This window comes from Alphaproteobacteria bacterium LSUCC0684, assembly GCA_041228335.1.
GTDB lineage: Bacteria > Pseudomonadota > Alphaproteobacteria > Puniceispirillales > UBA1172.
Genome location: CP166130.1, coordinates 583,868 through 601,105, shown reverse-complemented (window position 1 = coordinate 601,105; position 17,238 = coordinate 583,868). Strand labels below are relative to the sequence as shown.

17 protein-coding genes and 1 pseudogene are annotated in these 17,238 nt (G+C 58.0%); 16 read left to right on the top strand and 2 right to left on the bottom strand.

The genetic code is table 11. The features are described 5' to 3' along the window. Nucleotide 1 precedes the first annotated feature (1 nt). The 5 genes from AB8880_02825 to AB8880_02805 all read left to right on the top strand — a co-directional run bounded on the left by AB8880_02825 (nt 2) and on the right by AB8880_02805 (nt 4,718). Nucleotides 2-1,327, top strand: a complete 1,326-nt coding sequence (locus AB8880_02825) for an ABC transporter substrate-binding protein (GenBank protein XDZ67003.1) — start codon at nt 2-4, stop codon at nt 1,325-1,327. A 118-nt stretch (nt 1,328-1,445) separates the two neighbouring features. After that, a complete protein-coding gene (locus AB8880_02820) occupies nt 1,446-2,372 on the top strand; it encodes a branched-chain amino acid ABC transporter permease (GenBank protein ID XDZ66348.1) in 927 nt (308 codons plus the stop codon). Then, nucleotides 2,369-3,313, top strand: coding sequence for a branched-chain amino acid ABC transporter permease (locus tag AB8880_02815; protein ID XDZ66347.1), 945 nt, complete (start codon nt 2,369-2,371; stop codon nt 3,311-3,313). Before AB8880_02820 ends, AB8880_02815 begins: the two co-directional genes overlap by 4 nt. Continuing rightward, nucleotides 3,301-4,023 (top strand): ABC transporter ATP-binding protein, encoded by a 723-nt coding sequence (locus AB8880_02810; GenBank protein ID XDZ66346.1) that lies wholly within the window; start codon nt 3,301-3,303, stop codon nt 4,021-4,023. The genes AB8880_02815 and AB8880_02810 overlap by 13 nt, the downstream gene beginning before the upstream one ends. Continuing rightward, a complete protein-coding gene (locus tag AB8880_02805; GenBank protein XDZ66345.1) occupies nt 4,023-4,718 on the top strand; it encodes an ABC transporter ATP-binding protein in 696 nt (231 codons plus the stop codon). Before AB8880_02810 ends, AB8880_02805 begins: the two co-directional genes overlap by 1 nt. A 62-nt stretch (nt 4,719-4,780) precedes the next feature. On the opposite strand, the gene AB8880_02800 is transcribed toward AB8880_02805, so the two are convergent. Beyond that, nucleotides 4,781-5,200, bottom strand: coding sequence for a MarR family winged helix-turn-helix transcriptional regulator (locus tag AB8880_02800; protein ID XDZ66344.1), 420 nt, complete (start codon nt 5,198-5,200; stop codon nt 4,781-4,783). A gap of 142 nt (nt 5,201-5,342) precedes the next feature. Here AB8880_02800 and AB8880_02795 point away from each other — a divergent pair, with 142 nt between their 5' ends. The 7 genes from AB8880_02795 to AB8880_02765 all read left to right on the top strand — a co-directional run bounded on the left by AB8880_02795 (nt 5,343) and on the right by AB8880_02765 (nt 13,151). Then, on the top strand, nt 5,343-6,188 hold the full coding sequence (locus tag AB8880_02795; protein ID XDZ66343.1) for a xanthine dehydrogenase family protein subunit M: 846 nt from the start codon (nt 5,343-5,345) through the stop codon (nt 6,186-6,188). Next, nucleotides 6,185-8,962, top strand: a complete 2,778-nt coding sequence (locus AB8880_02790; GenBank protein XDZ66342.1) for a molybdopterin-dependent oxidoreductase — start codon at nt 6,185-6,187, stop codon at nt 8,960-8,962. The genes AB8880_02795 and AB8880_02790 overlap by 4 nt, the downstream gene beginning before the upstream one ends. Beyond that, a complete protein-coding gene (locus AB8880_02785; protein ID XDZ66341.1) occupies nt 8,959-10,431 on the top strand; it encodes a 6-hydroxynicotinate reductase in 1,473 nt (490 codons plus the stop codon). The genes AB8880_02790 and AB8880_02785 overlap by 4 nt, the downstream gene beginning before the upstream one ends. A gap of 1 nt (nt 10,432) precedes the next feature. Continuing rightward, nucleotides 10,433-11,407 (top strand): UPF0280 family protein, encoded by a 975-nt coding sequence (locus tag AB8880_02780; protein XDZ66340.1) that lies wholly within the window; start codon nt 10,433-10,435, stop codon nt 11,405-11,407. After that, a complete protein-coding gene (locus AB8880_02775) occupies nt 11,352-11,933 on the top strand; it encodes an amino acid synthesis family protein (GenBank protein ID XDZ66339.1) in 582 nt (193 codons plus the stop codon). Before AB8880_02780 ends, AB8880_02775 begins: the two co-directional genes overlap by 56 nt. 73 nt (nt 11,934-12,006) lie before the next feature. Beyond that, the gene (gene pncA, locus AB8880_02770) at nt 12,007-12,603 is read left to right on the top strand and encodes a bifunctional nicotinamidase/pyrazinamidase (protein XDZ66338.1); all 597 of its coding nucleotides are present in this window, start codon (nt 12,007-12,009) and stop codon (nt 12,601-12,603) included. A gap of 23 nt (nt 12,604-12,626) precedes the next feature. Further along, entirely contained in the window at nt 12,627-13,151 is a 525-nt protein-coding gene (locus tag AB8880_02765) for a hypothetical protein (GenBank protein ID XDZ66337.1), read from the top strand. 105 nt (nt 13,152-13,256) lie between these two features. Here AB8880_02765 and AB8880_02760 read toward each other — a convergent pair. Then, a pseudogene (locus AB8880_02760) lies at nt 13,257-13,379 on the bottom strand (IS3 family transposase). Between the two features lie 33 nt (nt 13,380-13,412). Here AB8880_02760 and AB8880_02755 point away from each other — a divergent pair. Genes AB8880_02755 through AB8880_02740 form a run of 4 tightly spaced genes read left to right on the top strand, consistent with a single transcriptional unit; the run spans nt 13,413 to nt 17,222 of the window. Next, entirely contained in the window at nt 13,413-14,150 is a 738-nt protein-coding gene (locus AB8880_02755; protein ID XDZ66336.1) for a GntR family transcriptional regulator, read from the top strand. Nucleotides 14,151-14,159: 9 nt separating this feature from the next. Next, the gene (locus AB8880_02750) at nt 14,160-15,194 is read left to right on the top strand and encodes an ADP-ribosylglycohydrolase family protein (protein ID XDZ66335.1); all 1,035 of its coding nucleotides are present in this window, start codon (nt 14,160-14,162) and stop codon (nt 15,192-15,194) included. Further along, a complete protein-coding gene (locus tag AB8880_02745; protein XDZ66334.1) occupies nt 15,191-16,171 on the top strand; it encodes a PfkB family carbohydrate kinase in 981 nt (326 codons plus the stop codon). Before AB8880_02750 ends, AB8880_02745 begins: the two co-directional genes overlap by 4 nt. Before the next feature lie 10 nt (nt 16,172-16,181). Further along, complete coding sequence (locus tag AB8880_02740) at nt 16,182-17,222, top strand: PotD/PotF family extracellular solute-binding protein (GenBank protein ID XDZ66333.1); 1,041 nt, start codon at nt 16,182-16,184, stop codon at nt 17,220-17,222. Nucleotides 17,223-17,238 lie beyond the last annotated feature (16 nt).

Here is a 17,238-nt window from a genome sequence, read left to right as displayed (position 1 = left end):
CATGAAGAGTCAGACAATTGGCCTGAATGGTGACCGAAAGGTGACAGCAGGGCCAAGCCGCCGCAAGGTTATCAAGTCCCTGGCCGCCACTACAGCCTTGGCAGCAGCGGCAAGCAGCATGCCATTGTTCGGTCGTTACGGTCAGGCGCAGAGCTCAGAGCCTATAAAGATCGGCTTCCAGGTTCACCGCACCGGTATCGGTGCCGCTTATGGCCGTTGGTATGACCGCACAACCAAGGCTGCGGTTAAAAAGATCAATGACGAAGGTGGCATCAACGGTCGTCCGGTTGAGATTATCGCCGAAGATGACGGCACCGATCCGAAGCGCGGCGCCGAAGTGGTTGAGAAGATGGCGACACAGCATGGCTGCGACATTGCTTTTGGCACGCTGTTCAGCCACGTTGTGATAGGGTCCGCCCCGCGCGCCGGGGAACTGAAAATCCCCTATTTCGTGGTCTCCGAAGGTCACCATGTCGCCAGCGGCATGCTCAACCGCTACACCCTGCAACCCGGCATCACCGATGTGAAAAGCCAGGTTCAGGCCATGGCCCCCTTCGTCAACAATACGCTTGGTAAGAAAATCACGATGATTTATCCGGACTTCGCCTTCGGACATGATCACCGTGATTATTTCTCGGCGGCGGTCGAAGCTCAGGGTGGAGAGGTTGTGGCAAAGATTGCGATCCCGCCAACCGAGTCCTCCTTTACCAAATACTTCCCCAAAATCCCGCGCAACACCGATGTAATCTATCACGTCATGGTGGGTCCGGCGGTCCTGACCTTCGTCAAGGAGATGGGTGAATTCTTTGGCAATTCACGCCCTGAAATCTTCGGCTTCATCGACTCGCTTGAGGCGGTCGATCTGGCAAGTCCGGGCCTGGAGTTCCTCGAAGGCACCTATTTCTGGGAGGGCAACCCGCGCTATGCCCAGGCCAACCAGTCCGAATATGACAAAGCGTATCGCGCCGCCGTTGGCGTTGATGCTAATGGTGCCTCGATATCCGATTCCAAGGATGTGGCAACCTATGCCCACATGTTTGGCTGTTGGGAGACGCTTCATATCGTCAAGGCAGGCATGGAAGCCAGCGGTTATGCCGGGCCGAAAGATCGCGCCAAGCTGATCGAGGCGGTGGAGGCGATGACCTCGATGCCGCATTCCCACGCGCACCCTCAGGGCGCCAAGGAATTTAACGGCAAGACACACCAGGTCTTCGGCCACCAGTATATTACCAGAGTGACGAACGGCAAACTGGTGCTGGCGCATACAACCTCGATTGCGGATACCTACTATCCGGATGAGGTCGATTACACCACCCAGTCCTTCTAGGGCAATGGCGCGGCCTGCTATTGTGGGCCGCGCCTCTTTCATCGCATTGATCTATTCTTTGTTTTCTTCGTGCATTTTCATCAATGTGCGTCAGAGGGAGTGGCACTAGCCATATCACATGGAACTCGGCCCCTATCTCATCCTCGGCCTTCTGGAGGGTCTCGTCACCGCGGCGGTGCTGTCACTGATGGCCGTTGGCCTGTCGCTGGTGTTCGGGGTGATGCGTGTCGTCAATGTCGCGCATGGCGAATTTTTCATGGTAGGGGCAGTACTGGCCTGGTGGATTGCCGGGGCCGTTGACGGTCACCCGGCGCTTGGCTTCGTTGCCGCCCTGCTATTGGCCCCACCATTGACCGCCGGGCTGGCGATGATGGCAGACCAGCTGGTGCTGAAACGCATCAACTATGATCCTGAGCGGACCATCGTTGCCACCATCGGCCTTCTTTACATCATTCAACAGATCACCCTGATGACGTATGGGCCAGAAGCGCGCCCGGTCGAGGCTCCGTTCAACCACCGGCTGTCGATACCCTTTTTTGAATGGACCGATGGTGGGCTGACACTCTCCTGGCCATGGGGGCTTGGCACCACCAGCTACAAATTGGCGGTGATTGGCGCCGCGGTGATTCTGTTGACCGCCATCTGGCTGCTGATGACACGCACCCGCTACGGGCTACTGATGCGGGCGACCCAGCTAGACAGCGAGACAGCGCAGGCCTTCGCCATTCCGGTCGGCCGGGTTTATGCCTCGGTATTCGGCCTTGGCGCCGGGCTCGCCGCACTTGGCGGGGTGCTGATCGTGCCGATCCAGCAGGCACATTACCTGATGGGGCATGATCCGCTGCTGCTGTCCTTTATCGTCGTCATTATCGGCGGTCTTGGCAGTCTGCCCGGCACGGTTGTTGCGGCGCTGTTGATCGGCATCAGCGATGGCATGATCTCCGTCTTCTTCTCGCCAACGCTGGCGAAAATCATCGCCACGTTAGCGGTTGCCTTTGTTTTGGTATTCCGCCCCCAGGGCCTGTTTGGAAAGCGCACATTATGAGTGACCTGAAAAAATCCTGGACACTTCACCTCAGCATCATAGCGCTGCTGTTCGGGTTGCAGTTCTTCCTGCCAGCCTATCACCACGGTAACCTGGCGCGGATCATGGTGCTGACCTGCTATGCCATGGGATACAACATCCTTTTCGGCTATACCGGTCTGCTCAGCCTTGGCCATGCGCTGTTCTTCGCCGCCGGCATGTATGGGCTCTCGCTCAGTATCCAGCATCTCGGCTGGATGGCTGGCCCAGCCATGCTCGCCGGTCTGCTGGCCGGCTTCGTGATGGCGCTGGTGATCGGCCTTTTGCTGCTTCGCACCGCCGGCGTTGCCTTTATGATTGTTACGCTGATGTTCGCGCAGGCCGGCTTTCTGACCGTTCTCTATTTCGGGGAGTTGACGCGTGGTGATGAAGGCTTTGTCATCCAGCAGGAACTGCGCTCAATCGCCGGTATAGATCTGTCTGACCCGACAAGCCGCTATTTTGCGGCGCTGCTCCTGATGGCGGTTTGCATCGTGATCACCCTTCACGTCGTGCAGACCGGGTTCGGGCGTGTTCTTGTGGCAATACGCGAAAATGATGAACGCACACGGATGCTTGGCTATGATATTCAGCGCCACAAACTTGCTGCGATCCTGCTGTCGGGAACGATGTCGGCGGCCGCCGGCGCTGCTTACGGCCTGCTGTTCGGCTATGCCGGGGCAACATTCGCCTCGGTGCAATATTCGATCTTCCCGCTATTATGGGTTCTTCTTGGCGGTGCTGGCACCGTTCTCGGCCCCCTCATCGGGACGTTGTTCATGTTCTACCTGATCGATCTGTCAAGCAACCTGACAACCGCCTATATGCTGATCGCCGGTCTCGTGCTGTTGGCGCTGACGCTCTTCGCGCCGCAGGGACTTGTCGGCGAGATCCGCAGGAGAGGCTTGAGATGGTTGCCATGAGTCTGCTCACAACCCGCAATCTTAGTCGGCACTTTGGCGGCCTGAAGGCGGTCGACAATGTTGATTTTGAGCTTCCCGCAGGCCAGGTCCGCGCGCTGATTGGACCTAACGGTGCCGGCAAGACAACCTTTGTCGGCATGCTGTCGGGGCGAATCCCAGCGAGCCAGGGACAGGTGTTTTTCGATGGTCGAGATATCACGGCGGAACCGGCGCATCGACGGATTCGCGCCGGCATGGCTTACACCTTTCAGATTACGTCGATATATGGTCGCCTTCCGGTGACCGAGAATGTCGCGCTGGCTGTGCGCTGGCAGACTGGTGGCGATGAGGCTGAAACAAGGCGCCGCGTGGAAGAGTCGCTGGAGCGAGTCGGCATCTCCGATCGTGCCGATCAACTGGCAGGGGATCTCAGCTACGGGCACCAGCGCCTCTTAGAGATTGCCATGGGGCTGAGCCAGAGTCCACGCTTGCTGATCCTCGATGAGCCTACCCAAGGCCTTGCTGATAGCGAGATCGCCGACTTTATTGCACTGATCCGCCGTCTTGCCGGTGAGATGACCATCCTGTTGATCGAACACAACATCAATGTCGTGATGCAGACGGCAGATGCTATCACTGTGCTCAATTACGGCGAAGTGCTTGCGGAGGGTTCGCCTGCGGAAATTCGCGCCAATGCCGCTGTGCAGGCGGCCTATCTGGGGACTGGTTGATGCTGACGGTAAAGGAACTCTCATCAGGCTATCAGGGCGCCCAGGTACTCCATGATGTGTCCTTCGACATCCAGGCTGGCGAAATCGTCTGCCTTCTCGGGCGAAACGGGGCCGGCAAAAGCACTTGCCTGAAAACCATTATGGGGCTTATCTGCGCCAGCAGTGGGCGAGTTGATTGCAATGGCATTGAGGTCTCGCGTCTTCCAGCAAACGAGGTGCCGCGCCACGGAATCGGGTATATTCCGCAAGGACGCCGATTGTTCGCCGAACTGACGGTGGCGGAGAACCTCGAAATCGGCCTGATGGTGAGCGGCAAAGGCCACCAATTCCGCGAAGAGGTGCTGGAGATGTTTCCGCGTCTCCGCGAGCGGTTAAACCAGCGCGCCGATACGCTGTCCGGTGGAGAACAACAGATGCTAGCTACCGGCCGGGCGCTGTGCATCAACCCAAAAGTGCTGCTGCTCGATGAGCCAACCGAAGGCCTGCAGCCTTCGATGATTGAGCAGATTCGCAAGGCGGTCATCGTGCTTCGCGACCGCGGCGTTGCCATCCTTCTTGTTGAGCAGCGGGTCGATGCGGTGCTGTCGATTGCCGATCGAGTGGTCTTTCTGGAGAATGGCCGAAGCCATGCGCCGTTACAGGCAGCCGAACTTCGCGATAATCAGGAGCTTTTGCACCGTTTTGTCGGGGTATGAGGCGAGCACCGCCTTTGGCCGACCCGGCAACATGCCCGGCAGAAAACAATGAAAGGGCCGGACTAAATCAACCGTTCCAGCAGCTGCATCAGCCGCTCCTGTTCCTCGGGATTGAGCGGGGCAAGTGTCTGCCGAGTGACTTTGGCGGCCTGCGGCTCGTATTTCTTGTAGATTGCCCTTCCCTTTCGTGTCGGTGACAGCGTTAGCCGCCGCTTGTCGCTATCCTGTGCCGCCGCGGTGACCAGCTGCCTTGCGCGAAGCCTGTCAACGACACCCTTGATCGTGGCTACATCCATCGAGGTCAGCCGGCCCAGCTCATTCTGCGATGCCTGGCCAAGCTCACAGAGTTTGGCAAGGGCGGCGAATTGTGTCGGGGTCATGTCGGGGATCAGCGCCGCGAAAATGGCTATGTGACGCTGCACCGCCCGGCGCATGATGAAACCGACCTGACGTTCAAGGACGTAATGTTCCGATTTTTCCATAAAATATGCCTCCAGCCTATGGCGACCTGGTCGTCTTTTGACGCTCCTTGTACGGTCATTGATAGTTGACACTAACAGAGCCGCATAGCACAGTCTATTTGTACACAAACAAAATATTTTGCGAGAACAATTAGGCCGACCCATGCCATATCTGCGTCCTGACCGACTTGAAGATGCGCTTGAATTGCTTGCCGCCGAACGCCCGCTCGTGATGGCTGGATGCACCGATATCTATCCGTTACACCACACCCCCACGCTCGCCGGGTCACTTCTCGACATCACCGCGATTGATGAGCTGCGCGGCATTACCGTTGCGAATGGCTGGCGGCGCTTCGGGGCGGCGACCAACTGGACCCAGATCAGGCAGGCAGATCTGCCCGCCGCTTATGATGGGCTGAAAGCAGCCTCTGCTGAGATCGGCGGCGTCCAGATACAGTCAAGCGGGACCATCGGCGGCAATCTGTGCACCGCCTCGCCGGCGGCAGACAGCGTGCCATGCCTGATGACAATGGACGCCGAGGTTGAGCTTGTGTCGTGCCGTGGAAATCGCCGCTTGCCGCTTGCCGAATTTCTGACCGGTCCGAGGAGGACAGCCCGCGATGCCGATGAACTTGTTACTGCCATTTACGTGCCGACCAGGGCTGAGACCGGCCGTGCCGGTTTTGAGAAAATTGGTGCGCGGCGCTATCTGGTGATCTCGATCGCCATGACCGCGGCACGACTTTCCATCAGCGATGGCCGGATCGAACAGATCGCCATTTCTGTTGGGTCATGTGCGCCGGTTGCGGTCCGGCTTACCGACCTTGAGGCCGCGTTGCGCGGGCTGGAAACTGGTGCGGCGGCGGATGTCCTTGCGAACAGCCGCCAGATGATCATGGCGGCGCTATCACCGATTGATGATATACGCGGCACTGGCCAGTATCGGCGCGAGGCGGCGGCCGAGCTTGTCACCAGGGTGGTCAACAGATTGTGCAGAGAGGCAAAATGATGGACGGGCTTCGCGACCAAAATCAGCAGATCAGCTTCACGGTCAATGGCACGCCTTGCGAGGTCAGTTGTGCGCCATCAATGCGGCTTAGCGAGGTGCTGCGCGAGAAGCTGGCACTTCGCGCGACAAAGGTTGGCTGTAACGCCGGCGATTGCGGGGCCTGCACCGTTTTATTGGATGGCAACCCGGTATGTGCCTGCCTGGTCCCGGCCGGACAGATCGAAGGGCGCGAGGTTGAAACCGCCGAATCCCTTACCGGCGAGGACGACATGCTGTCGGCGCTTCAGGGCTCTTTTCTGCGCCATGGAGCCGCGCAATGCGGCATCTGCACTCCCGGCATGATGATGGCGGCCACCGCTCTGCTGCGGCGTGATCCGACCCCCGATCGGCAAAGCGTTGAGGACGCTCTTGGCGGTGTGCTGTGCCGCTGTACCGGCTATGCAAAGATCATCGATGCGGTGATGGATGCCGGCAGGCCTGTCAAGGCCGGGTCTGAGGCCGTTTTTCCAGCCGCCGGTTCAGCCATTGGCGCGGCGGTCGAACGCCTCGATGGGCATGCCAAGGTTGCGGCTATTGAGAAGTTTGGAGCCGACAGCTGGCCCGAGGGGGCTCGGCTCGTTCGTGCCATCCGCAGTCCCTATTATCTTGCCGACTTCACTTTTGGCGATCTGGCCGAATGGGCCGCGCGCCATCAGCTGATCGATGCGGTGATCACCGCAGCAGACATCGCCGGCATAAATGCCTATGGCGTCATCCCGCCCTTTGCCGACCAACCGGCGCTGGCCGAGGAAACGGCGCGGTTCAGGGGCGAGGCGGTTGCGCTTGTTGTTGGTGACGCCGAATGGCTTGCCAATGCCGACTTGTCCGGATTTCCGGTCAGCTGGCAGGAGCGTAAGGCGGCACTTGATGTTGCCGAGGCCCGCGCCAGCGGCGCGATGCAGCTTCATCCCGGCCGTGACGGCAATATCCTGATTACCGGGCGGGTGAAGAGTGGCGATGGCGCCGATGGACTGGCCGGCGCCGCCGTCACCGTCAGCGCCGCCGTGGAAACCGCCTATGTTGAACACGCCCCGATAGAACCCGAAGCCGGATGCGCCTGGATGGAAGGTGACGTGCTGGTTGTATCAGCCTGCACCCAGGCCCCGGTGATGGACCGGGAAGACACGGCAAAAGTTCTCGGCCTGCCATTGGAAAAGGTTCGGATCATTCCGGCGGCCGCTGGCGGGGGCTTTGGCACCAAGCTGGATGTATCGCTGCAACCGCTTCTGGGGCTGGCCGTGCTGAAAACAGGCAAGCCGTGCCGCATGATCTTCAGCCGCCATGAATCGATGATCGCTACCACCAAACGTCACCCGGCGCAGATGCGCGGACGCCTTGCCGCTGACAGAGACGGCAGGCTTGTGGGCATGACCTTTGAAGGTGAATTCAACACCGGCGCCTATGCCAGCTGGGGTCCGACGGTGGCAACACGTGTGCCGATCCATGCCTCTGGCCCCTACCGCGTCCCGCATTACCTGGCTGAGGCACATGCCATCCATACCAACGGCCCCATCTCCGGAGCCTTTCGCGGGTTCGGCGTGCCACAGGCAACGATCCTGCAGGAAATATTGATGGATCGGCTGGCGATAAAGCTCGGGATTGACCGGCTGGAAATCCGCCGCCGCAACGCCCTTCTTGATGGTGACCGTACCGTTTGCGGCCAGGAGCTTGAAGGGGTTGGGATCGCTGAATGCCTTGATGCGCTGGCACCGGCCTGGGCCGAGGCAGGTCCACGCATCGCTGCGTTCAACGCCGCCAATGATGCGAAAAAGCGTGGCATCGGGATTGCGTCCTGCTGGTATGGATGCGGCAATACCGCATTGCCGAATCCCTCAACTGTGCGGCTTGGCATCACCGCTGACGGGCGGCTGAGGATACATCAGGGTGCAACCGACATCGGTCAGGGATCAAATACGGTGATCACGCAGATCTGCGCCGATGCGCTCGGCATGCCGCTGTCGGATTTCGAACTGGTTGGCCCGGACACGGCGCTGACCCCGGACTGTGGCAAGACATCGGCCTCACGCCAGACTTTCATCACCGGCAAGGCGGCTGAACTCTCCGGACGCCGGCTTCGCGCCGATATCCTGCGGCTGAGCAATAAGAGCGATGATGCCACGATCCGTCTCGATGGCGCGGCGATCAGCATCAGCGATGCCAGCGGCGCCCGCCGTATCGACCTCGCCGGCATGACTGAAGATGAATTCGGCTATGTGCTTCGCGCAGAGGAAAGCTTTGATCCGCCGACCGTACCACTTGACGAGAATGGCCAGGGCAAGCCTTACGCTGTTTATGGCTATGGCGCGCAAATGGCCGAGGTCGAGGTTGATCTGCGGCTTGGCATGGTCAAGGTTATCCGGATCACCGCGGCGCATGATCTCGGGCGGGTGATCAACCCGCTTCTGGCCACCGGCCAGATCGAGGGCGGAATAGCCCAGGGTCTGGGAATGGCGCTGATGGAGGAATATATTCCCGGACGCAGCGAGAATCTGCATGACTACCTGATCCCGTCAGCCGGCGACATCCCGCCAGTTGATACCATCTTTATCGAAAAACACGATCCGGTTGGCCCAATGGGGGCGAAGGGACTTGGCGAGCATGTGCTCATCCCAACGGCACCGGCCATTCTGAACGCTATTCGCGATGCCAGCGGCGCTGAAATCGAGCAACTGCCAGCGCTGCCACACCGGGTGCTGGCCGCGATCAAAAAGGCGCAAGCCGGAGGCAACGGATGAACCAGCGCCAAGACGGGAAGATCAGATGCGATGCCTGTCCGGTGATGTGCTACATCGCCGAGGGCAACAGTGGTGCCTGTGATCGCTACGCCAACCACGGCGGCCAGATCGTGAGGCTGGATCCCTTGACTATTCTCGACCGGCGCTTGGCGGCCGGTGACAGCGTAAAGCCTTTTCTGGGTGCAAACTGGGATGGTGGTCTTGGTCAGGAGGATGAGGTCTTCGTTACGGCTATCGGTGCTGGCACCACCTATCCTGACTATAAGCCAGCTCCCTTCATCGTCAGCCGTGAGATCGAGGGCGTTGATTTCGTCACGGTCGTCACCGAGGCGATCTTCTCCTATTGCGGGGTGAAAGTGAAGATCGATACCGACCGGCATCTTGGCAAGGAAGGCGCGGTGGTTCGCTCGAGCGGTGAGGCTGTTGGCCTTGTCATCACCTCTGAATATGGATCGCAGATGCTATCGCTTGGCGGTGTTGATCATCTGACCGGCGGCTCTAAAGGCGAAGGCCGCGAGACCTGCGATGCGCTGATGCGGCTGTGCAACAAGGAGGCGGTCGAGCTGAGCATCGATGGTGGCGCCACCGTCATCGTTCAGGCTGGCCAGCCGCCAATCGTTGATGGGGTGCGCGAGGAACGGATGCGGGTCGGGTGCGGATCGGCCACCATCGGTATGTTTGCCTCACAATGGCAGGGGCTGGTCGATGAGGTTGTCGTTGTCGATGACCACATCACCGGCGTCGTTTCCGAACATCAGGCCGGCAAGGTGATTGACTGGCAGGAAACAGGCATCAGGATCAAGGGCCGCAGATCAACACCCGGGCGCTATTTCCAGGTGGCTGAACCCGGGCTTGGATGGGGCGGCACCGATATCGAGGATCCACTGACTATCCTTGGTGACTGGAACGCAGCCAAGGGCGCGCGGCCGGGCCTGACGCTGCTCATGGTCTCCACCACTGGTGAGCAATTTGGCTATTATTGTCTTGATGATGATCTGGTCCCGCAACCGGCCCCACTGCCTGAGACTCTTCAGGCCACGGTAGATCTGATTACAGAAAATTGTGAGCCGGCATTATGTACGGTGCTGTTCATGGGCGGTGCCGGTGGATCACTTCGTGCTGGCGCGACCCGGAACCCGGTAAAGCTGACCCGTTCAGTCCAGAAGAAACACACCGCTGTATCCTGTGGCGGAGTCCCGGCCTATGTCTGGCCGGGAGGCGGCATCACAATCATGGTCGATGTGCTGAACCTGCCGGACAATGCGTTTGGCTATGTGCCGACTCCGGCGATTGTTGCGCCGCTGGAATTCACCGTCCGGCGCGAGGACTATCATGACCTTGGTGGCTATGACGATGCGGTGCGCAGTATCACCAAAGCCATTGAGGATGGAAGCGAATATGGCGTGAACAGCCGCGTGGTGGGGCCAGGCCCGAACACATTTCTGACCCGCGATGATAAGGAAATATGACGTGAGCACGGCAGCATTGACCGGCCTCCAGGCCAGCCTTTTTGGCGCCAGTCAACGGCTTCATATTCAACATGGGCCAACTGATCTTGTGATCGATGCTGACGGGCCGGACCGGCTTGCCCTGTTTGAGGTGGCGGTCACTGCGATGGGGGATGTCCTCGCCGAGCTGGCAGAAGAGCTGGCGCTTCTTCGCGCGCCCTGGAATGCAGCGCATCCCCCGGCCGGCACAGTCGCGCGCCGCATGCACGCCGCATGCGATATTGCCGGGGAGCTTTTCGTGACCCCAATGGCGGCTGTAGCCGGTGCAATTGCAGATCATGTTCTTGCCGCGATGCTGGAAAGTGAGGCCGCCAGATCTAGCAGCAAGATCAGTGTCAATAACGGCGGTGATATTGCTTTCTGGACAGGCGAAGGCGCGATAACCCATGCCGCCATTTCCAGCCCTGCCATTGACCATCCAAATGGTTGCGGCATCACCCTTCGCGGACCAACAGCTTGGCGCGGCATGGCCACATCCGGTTTTGGCGGTCGAAGCCTGTCACCCGGGATAGCTGACAGCGTTACGGTGCTGGCGGATTGCGCTGCCACTGCTGATGTTGCGGCAACGCTGATCGCCGGTGCCGTTGATTGCCCTGATACAAACGGTATCCGCCGCCGCCCGGCACATGATATCCACCCCGACAGCGACCTTGGCGCACGTCTTGTCACTGTTGAGGTACCGCCGCTGGAAGTTGAGCAGATTGCGAGCGCCCTTGAAGCTGGGCGCAAGCTGGCGAGGCGAATGATGCAGGGCGGCAGGCTTGCCGGCGCGGTGCTTGAGCTTCAGGGTGAAATCACCGTGGTCGGGCTGGATGATCCGACGGCATCACTGACCGGCCGTAATTTTCAACGACAGATCCATGAACGGGAGGAATTGACCAATGCCCTATTTTCGGCTTCGCAAGATGATGCTCTTTTCCGAGACTATTCATCATGAGAACGGCCCGCCCCCGGCTGAACCGCGGCGCCGCGCGGCCATCGTTGCCATCGTTGCCAACCCCTTTGCCGGCATCTGGCAGGAAAACCTGCAATCAGCGATGGATGACCTGAAGCCGCTGGGGTTACAGATGACCGATGAGCTGATCGAAGCGCTTGGCGGGGTCGAGGGCATAGACGGCTACGGCAAGGCGGCCCTTGCCGGCGAAGGCGGCGAGCTGGAACATACCGCGCTCTGGCATGTGCCGGGCGGCTATTCGATGCGTGAGCGGCTTGGCAAGGCCAAGGCCATCGTTCCCTCGGCGATGAAGGTTGGCGGCCCCGGAACCCCGATCGACATCCCCCTTGGCCATATCAACGCCGCCTATGTGCGGAGTCATTTTGATGCGATGGAGGTGCGTATTCCCGATGCCCCGCGCACCGGCGAGATCATGTTCGCACTGGCGATGTCTCGCGGCCCCAGAATCCATGACCGAATGGGTGGGCTTACAGCCGCGCAGGTCAAAGGAGAGGACGGGCTTCGCTAGTCGTCATATTGCATCTCTGGAAAGACCAAAGTAGCATTGAGAATGAACAGGAAAACGGAACGGGAGGTGAGCCATGAAAGCCCTGATCGTGATCGACCCGCAGAATGATTTCTGCCCAGGTGGCGCCCTGGCGGTTGCCGGCGGCGATGATATCATGCCACAAATCAACGCCATGATGGATGGGTTCGACCTCGTGGTACTGACCCAGGACTGGCACCCTGCCGGGCATTCCAGCTTTGCCTCCTCGCATGACGGCGCCGATCCGTTCACCGTCACCAACATGCCCTATGGCCCGCAGGTGCTGTGGCCGGACCATTGCATCCAGGCCAGTGCCGGCGCCGCCTTTCATCCGGCGCTGAACACCGACCGCGCCAATGCCATCATCCGCAAAGGCATGAACCCGTTGGTAGACTCCTATTCCGCCTTTCTTGAAAATGACAAAACCACTGCAACCGGCCTTGACGGCTTTCTGAAGGGACGCGGTTGCACGGACCTTACGCTCGTTGGTCTTGCCACGGATTACTGTGTCGCCTGGTCAGCCCTTGATGGCGCGCGCCAGGGATATGATGTTAGCGTTATCCTGTCAGCCTGCCGCGCCATCGATCTTGATGGCTCGCTCAACACCGCACTGGCAGAGATGCGCGATGCCGGGGTCAGCCTTGCTGAATAATGAAATTCAGAGAGGAGAAAGCCATGATGCGAAAAGATACAGGCAGCAAGGATAGCGATGTGGCTTCACCGCGCTCAACCGGCGGCAGTCTTTTTGTGACATTCATTAGCGGCGCGCTCATCGGGGCCGCAGTCTTCTGGACCTGGCTTGAGCTTTGGCCAGCCCAGGACAGTATGCCAATGTCGGGCAGCAGCATGGCTATGTCCCATGGAGAAAAACTCATCGCCATTGATGACTGGGCTGCTCAGCCAACGCTCACTACCAGCATCTTTCCCGATCCGGTAGGCGGCTGGAACCTGAATATCCAGACAACCAACTTTACCTTCGATGCCGCCGCCGCCGGATACGAAAATGTTGAGGGGCATGGCCATGCACATGTCTATGTGAATGGGATCAAACTTGGCCGCATCTATGGCGACTGGTACCATATCGGCAGCCTGCCAGCCGGCAGCAATGAAGTCTCCGTATCTCTATACGCCAATGACCATAGTGGGCTCAGCCTTGGTGGATCAAAGATCACCAGTACCGTAATGGTGATAGCTCAATAATCTGCCATTTGTATGGAGCATGAAAGAACAGTCACCCGCTTCACCGGCGCGCCTTCCCGACACGGGCGATAGACCAATGCACTATGTGGTCTTTTAGTGCTGTAGTGCTGCCTTGTTCAAAATCAGCTTATCCCGTGTCAGATCAGATACAGCTCTTCTCAGCTGTTCGTTCTCTCTCTTAAGGCGCTTTTGTTCCTTCAGTTGCTCAACGCCCATGCCGCCATATTGACATCCTACCAAACGTCTGCCTATGATACAGGTATGAACAAGCTAGAACATGATAGCACAGGTGAGCATCTGATCGGCGCTCCAAAATCAGTAAAAATTGCAGATGCTCTTGAAATTGAGATTCGCTCTGGCTCACTTGGCAAAGGGGCACCGCTTGAGAGCGAGCATGCGCTAGTTAAGCGGTTTGCTGTCAGCCGGAACACGGTGCGCAAAAGTCTTGAAATTCTCAATGCCAAGGGGCTTATAACAACCAAAAGTGGGATTGGGTCGTTTGTTACATATGGAGGTCAAACGATTGATGATCGACGCGGATGGAGTCTGGCCTTGTCGGAAAGTCCGGACATGCTCTCCACCCGGGTGCTTAGCATCAAACGCGCCAAAATGGATTTGCATGACGCCCCGCCCGAAGCACAAACAGACTGCCTGTTTGTCGACAGGTTGCGGTTCCAAATGGCAACCGGCCTTGCCGTCTCTCTGGAAAGAAGCAGAATTGTGTGGCGACGTGGCTTTGCTGACATTCTGACCAATGGGCTGAAAAATGGCTCGCTGACCGACACATTGCGCGCAAAAGGTCTGGTCGTGGCGAGTGGCGATGAATGGGCAAGCGTGCTGTCGTCACTTGGAGAGAAGGATGCCATCACATTGGATCGCAGTAACAGCGAGCCAATGCTTATGCTGCGACGGTTGACCCGAGCTGCCGATGGTTCGGTGATCGAGTATGTACAGAGCATTCTTGATCCTGAGTATTTTGGATTGCATATGAAGTTTTAGCGAGGCGACATGGCAACCAATGCGTCAAAATTTGACCATGCTTACGGTACTCTTGCCGGACTAGCCATTGGCGACGCTCTCGGAATGCCGTCTCAAACCCTGAAACCTGACGAAATCCGCCAGCATTACGGCCAGATTACCGGATTTGTAGCCCCTTTCGCCGATCACCCGGTTGCTCACGGGCTGGCGGCGGGCCAGATTACCGACGACACCGAACAAACACTGCTGTTGGCCAGACGCCTGATTGACGGGAATGGTCAGATTGATGAATGGCAATTGGCCCAGGACCTTCTGGCATGGGAGGCGGATATAAGGGCCCGTGGGTTGCGCGATCTGCTCGGCCCTTCCACAAAGGCCGCACTTGACGCAATGCTTGAAGGCAAGCCGATCACGGAAATGGGAAAGGCCGGGACCACAAATGGGGCCGCCATGCGCATAGCGCCGATTGGTCTTGCAACACCCATAGAACCACTTGCACATTTTGTTGATAAGGTGGAACTGGCTTGCCGGATGACGCACAATACTGGCGAGGCCATAGCCGGTGCCGCAGCTGTGGCCGCGATAATCAGCTGCGGCCTTGACGGGGCGAGCTATAAGGCGGCAACGCGTGTCGCCCTGATGGCTGCGCAGGAAGGCCAGAAACGCGGCCATCAGGTCGGCGAAGGTAATATGACTTCAAGAATTGAGGCGGCTCTTGCGGCAGCAGAGCGAAAGGTCTCCGCTAATGATTTTGCCAATCAAATCGGCACATCCGTTGAAACATATGAGTCTGTCGCTACCGCTTTCGGTCTTGTCAGCCTGGCGGGTGGCGACCCATGGAAAGTGACGCTCATGGCAGCGAATGTTGGCGGTGACACTGATACAATTGGTTCCATCGCCGGGGCAATGGCAGGTGCCTGTTCTGGGATTTCCGCCTTTCCACAGCATGCTTTGCCGACAATATTGAGTGTCAATTCCCTTCCGCTCAAAGCCATTGCCAGGGATCTCATACAGCTACGTGACAACATGGCGACAACCGCTGACTTACAGGAGTCTTGCCTATGACAGCAGGCTTGTTGCAGATATCGGGCGTTGTAGTTGACCTTGTTTACAGCGTAGACGCGGTACCAAAGGCTGGAGAAGAGGCAATTGTTAGAGACTTTGCTATAAAACCAGGTGGAGGCTTCAACGCCATGATTGCCTCCAAACGCGCCGGGATGGACGTGTATTATGGTGGCGCACTTGGCACGGGCCCATTTGCCTCAATCGTTCGCAACGCATTAGACGCCGAGGCTATACCGGTCCTGCGTAGTCAGGACATGGCACGCGATCAAGGCTGCTGCACGGTGATGGTCGACCGTCAGGGCGAGCGAACATTTTTGGCTAGTGATGGTGCGGAAGGACATGCAACGATTGATGATCTCAAACAGGTCACAGCATCAAATTTTGACTGGATGCTGCTCTCCGGCTACGCTTTGCATTATCGTGGCTCTTGTCCGGCAATATTTGATTGGCTACAGCGCGAGGCACCATTTCCCGGATTGATTTTTGACCCTTCGCCTGTTGTGGCCGAACTGCCAGCAAACGCGCTTGCCGCGGCCCGCGCCCGTGCAACTTGGATCAGTGCCAATTCGCATGAGGCCGCCGTAATGACCGGGCTTTCGGACAGGATGCAATCGGCAAAAGAGCTGGCGCGAAACGCCCCGGAAAATGGAGGGGCAATCGTTCGCGATGGAAAACATGGCTGCATCGTTGCAACCCATGAGATTTGTATATCTGTTCCTGCTTTTCCTGTGACGCCAGTCGATACAAATGGCGCTGGTGACACGCATCTTGGTTGTTTCATCGCAAGGCTTGCCCGGGGCGATACCCCGGTCGCTGCGGCGCATTACGCAAATGTTGCCGCGGCACTGTCCACAACAAGACCGGGGCCTGCCACTGCACCTTTTGAAAATGAGGTAATCACGGCACTTGGCAGGCAACAACAGCAAAACTCAACAAGTAGAGCAGAAGAAGAACTACTACCAACCCAAAGTCAATAAGGAGGATAGAATGAAAACCAGCCTTTTATTTGCAACGCTGCTTGCTTCAATAACCGCATCGCTGACGGCAAGCGCCGATGAGATCAGGGTTTTGAACTGGCAAGGATATGGGACCGACCTTGAATGGGCTGTTGACGCCTTTACCCAGAGTACCGGCCATACCGTCGTACATGAATATTTCAACTCTGAACAAGAGATGTTGACCAAGCTACGCACCAACAAAGGGGCCTATGATGTGGTATTGATCAACGCCGCATTCACCCCACAGGCACAGGATGAGGGGTTGATCGGCCCGATTGACACCTCCAAAATCGCCAATCTGGCGGATGTCCCTGAAAACCTCTCCGGCAATGAAGATCTCAATGCTGGTGGATCGCTGCATGGCGTGCCTTGGACGTGGGGACTCACTTCTTTTGCGGTCAATACCAATGTCTTTGATCAAGCCCCAACCTCTATTGAGGTGTTCTGGGACAAGAGTTACAAAGGCAAGGTGTCAATCCGTGACGATGCACTAGAAGCCGTGCAATTTGCCGCCATTGCCACCGGTCAGGATATTAACAACATCAAAGACCTTGATGTGATTGAGGCAAAACTCTCGGCGCTGATGCCGCAAATCAGAACCTATTGGGGATCGGAAAACGACTGGAACCAGTTTATGGCTGCAGGTGATCTTGCGGTCGCAACTTTCTGGTCGGGTTCGGCGAGCAGATCAATCTCATCCGGACTTCCGATATCCTTCGTGGTACCTCAGGAAGGAGCGATCGGTTGGCTCGACGGCCTATCGATTCCCTCCGCCTCCACCAAAAAGGACGCAGCCCATATGTTCATCAATTGGATGATTGAACCAGAATTCTATGTCAAATGGGCGGCAGAGGGTGCACCAGCATCAGCCAACGCCAAGGCTGCGGCGGCGCTTCCAGATGACGCGTTCAACAACCGCGTTTTGGGTGACCCAAAGGTTGTAGCACGCGTACAGTTCCAGCGCCCGGTTTCAGACGACAATCGCCAAAAATACCTTGAATTGTGGCAACGTCTGAAAGCGGCCCAGTAAATCTGTGAACGCAAGC

Bases quoted from the DNA above. Each gene is read 5' to 3' on its own strand.
- AB8880_02825 (XDZ67003.1), top strand. From the start codon at position 2: ATGAAGAGTCAGACAATTGGCCTGAATGGTGACCGAAAGGTGACAGCA.
- AB8880_02820 (XDZ66348.1), top strand. From the start codon at position 1,446: ATGGAACTCGGCCCCTATCTCATCCTCGGCCTTCTGGAGGGTCTCGTC.
- AB8880_02815 (XDZ66347.1), top strand. From the start codon at position 2,369: ATGAGTGACCTGAAAAAATCCTGGACACTTCACCTCAGCATCATAGCG.
- AB8880_02810 (XDZ66346.1), top strand. From the start codon at position 3,301: ATGGTTGCCATGAGTCTGCTCACAACCCGCAATCTTAGTCGGCACTTT.
- AB8880_02805 (XDZ66345.1), top strand. From the start codon at position 4,023: ATGCTGACGGTAAAGGAACTCTCATCAGGCTATCAGGGCGCCCAGGTA.
- AB8880_02800 (XDZ66344.1), bottom strand. From the start codon at position 5,200: ATGGAAAAATCGGAACATTACGTCCTTGAACGTCAGGTCGGTTTCATC.
- AB8880_02795 (XDZ66343.1), top strand. From the start codon at position 5,343: ATGCCATATCTGCGTCCTGACCGACTTGAAGATGCGCTTGAATTGCTT.
- AB8880_02790 (XDZ66342.1), top strand. From the start codon at position 6,185: ATGATGGACGGGCTTCGCGACCAAAATCAGCAGATCAGCTTCACGGTC.
- AB8880_02785 (XDZ66341.1), top strand. From the start codon at position 8,959: ATGAACCAGCGCCAAGACGGGAAGATCAGATGCGATGCCTGTCCGGTG.
- AB8880_02775 (XDZ66339.1), top strand. From the start codon at position 11,352: ATGCCCTATTTTCGGCTTCGCAAGATGATGCTCTTTTCCGAGACTATT.
- pncA (XDZ66338.1), top strand. From the start codon at position 12,007: ATGAAAGCCCTGATCGTGATCGACCCGCAGAATGATTTCTGCCCAGGT.
- AB8880_02765 (XDZ66337.1), top strand. From the start codon at position 12,627: ATGATGCGAAAAGATACAGGCAGCAAGGATAGCGATGTGGCTTCACCG.
- AB8880_02755 (XDZ66336.1), top strand. From the start codon at position 13,413: ATGAACAAGCTAGAACATGATAGCACAGGTGAGCATCTGATCGGCGCT.
- AB8880_02750 (XDZ66335.1), top strand. From the start codon at position 14,160: ATGGCAACCAATGCGTCAAAATTTGACCATGCTTACGGTACTCTTGCC.
- AB8880_02745 (XDZ66334.1), top strand. From the start codon at position 15,191: ATGACAGCAGGCTTGTTGCAGATATCGGGCGTTGTAGTTGACCTTGTT.
- AB8880_02740 (XDZ66333.1), top strand. From the start codon at position 16,182: ATGAAAACCAGCCTTTTATTTGCAACGCTGCTTGCTTCAATAACCGCA.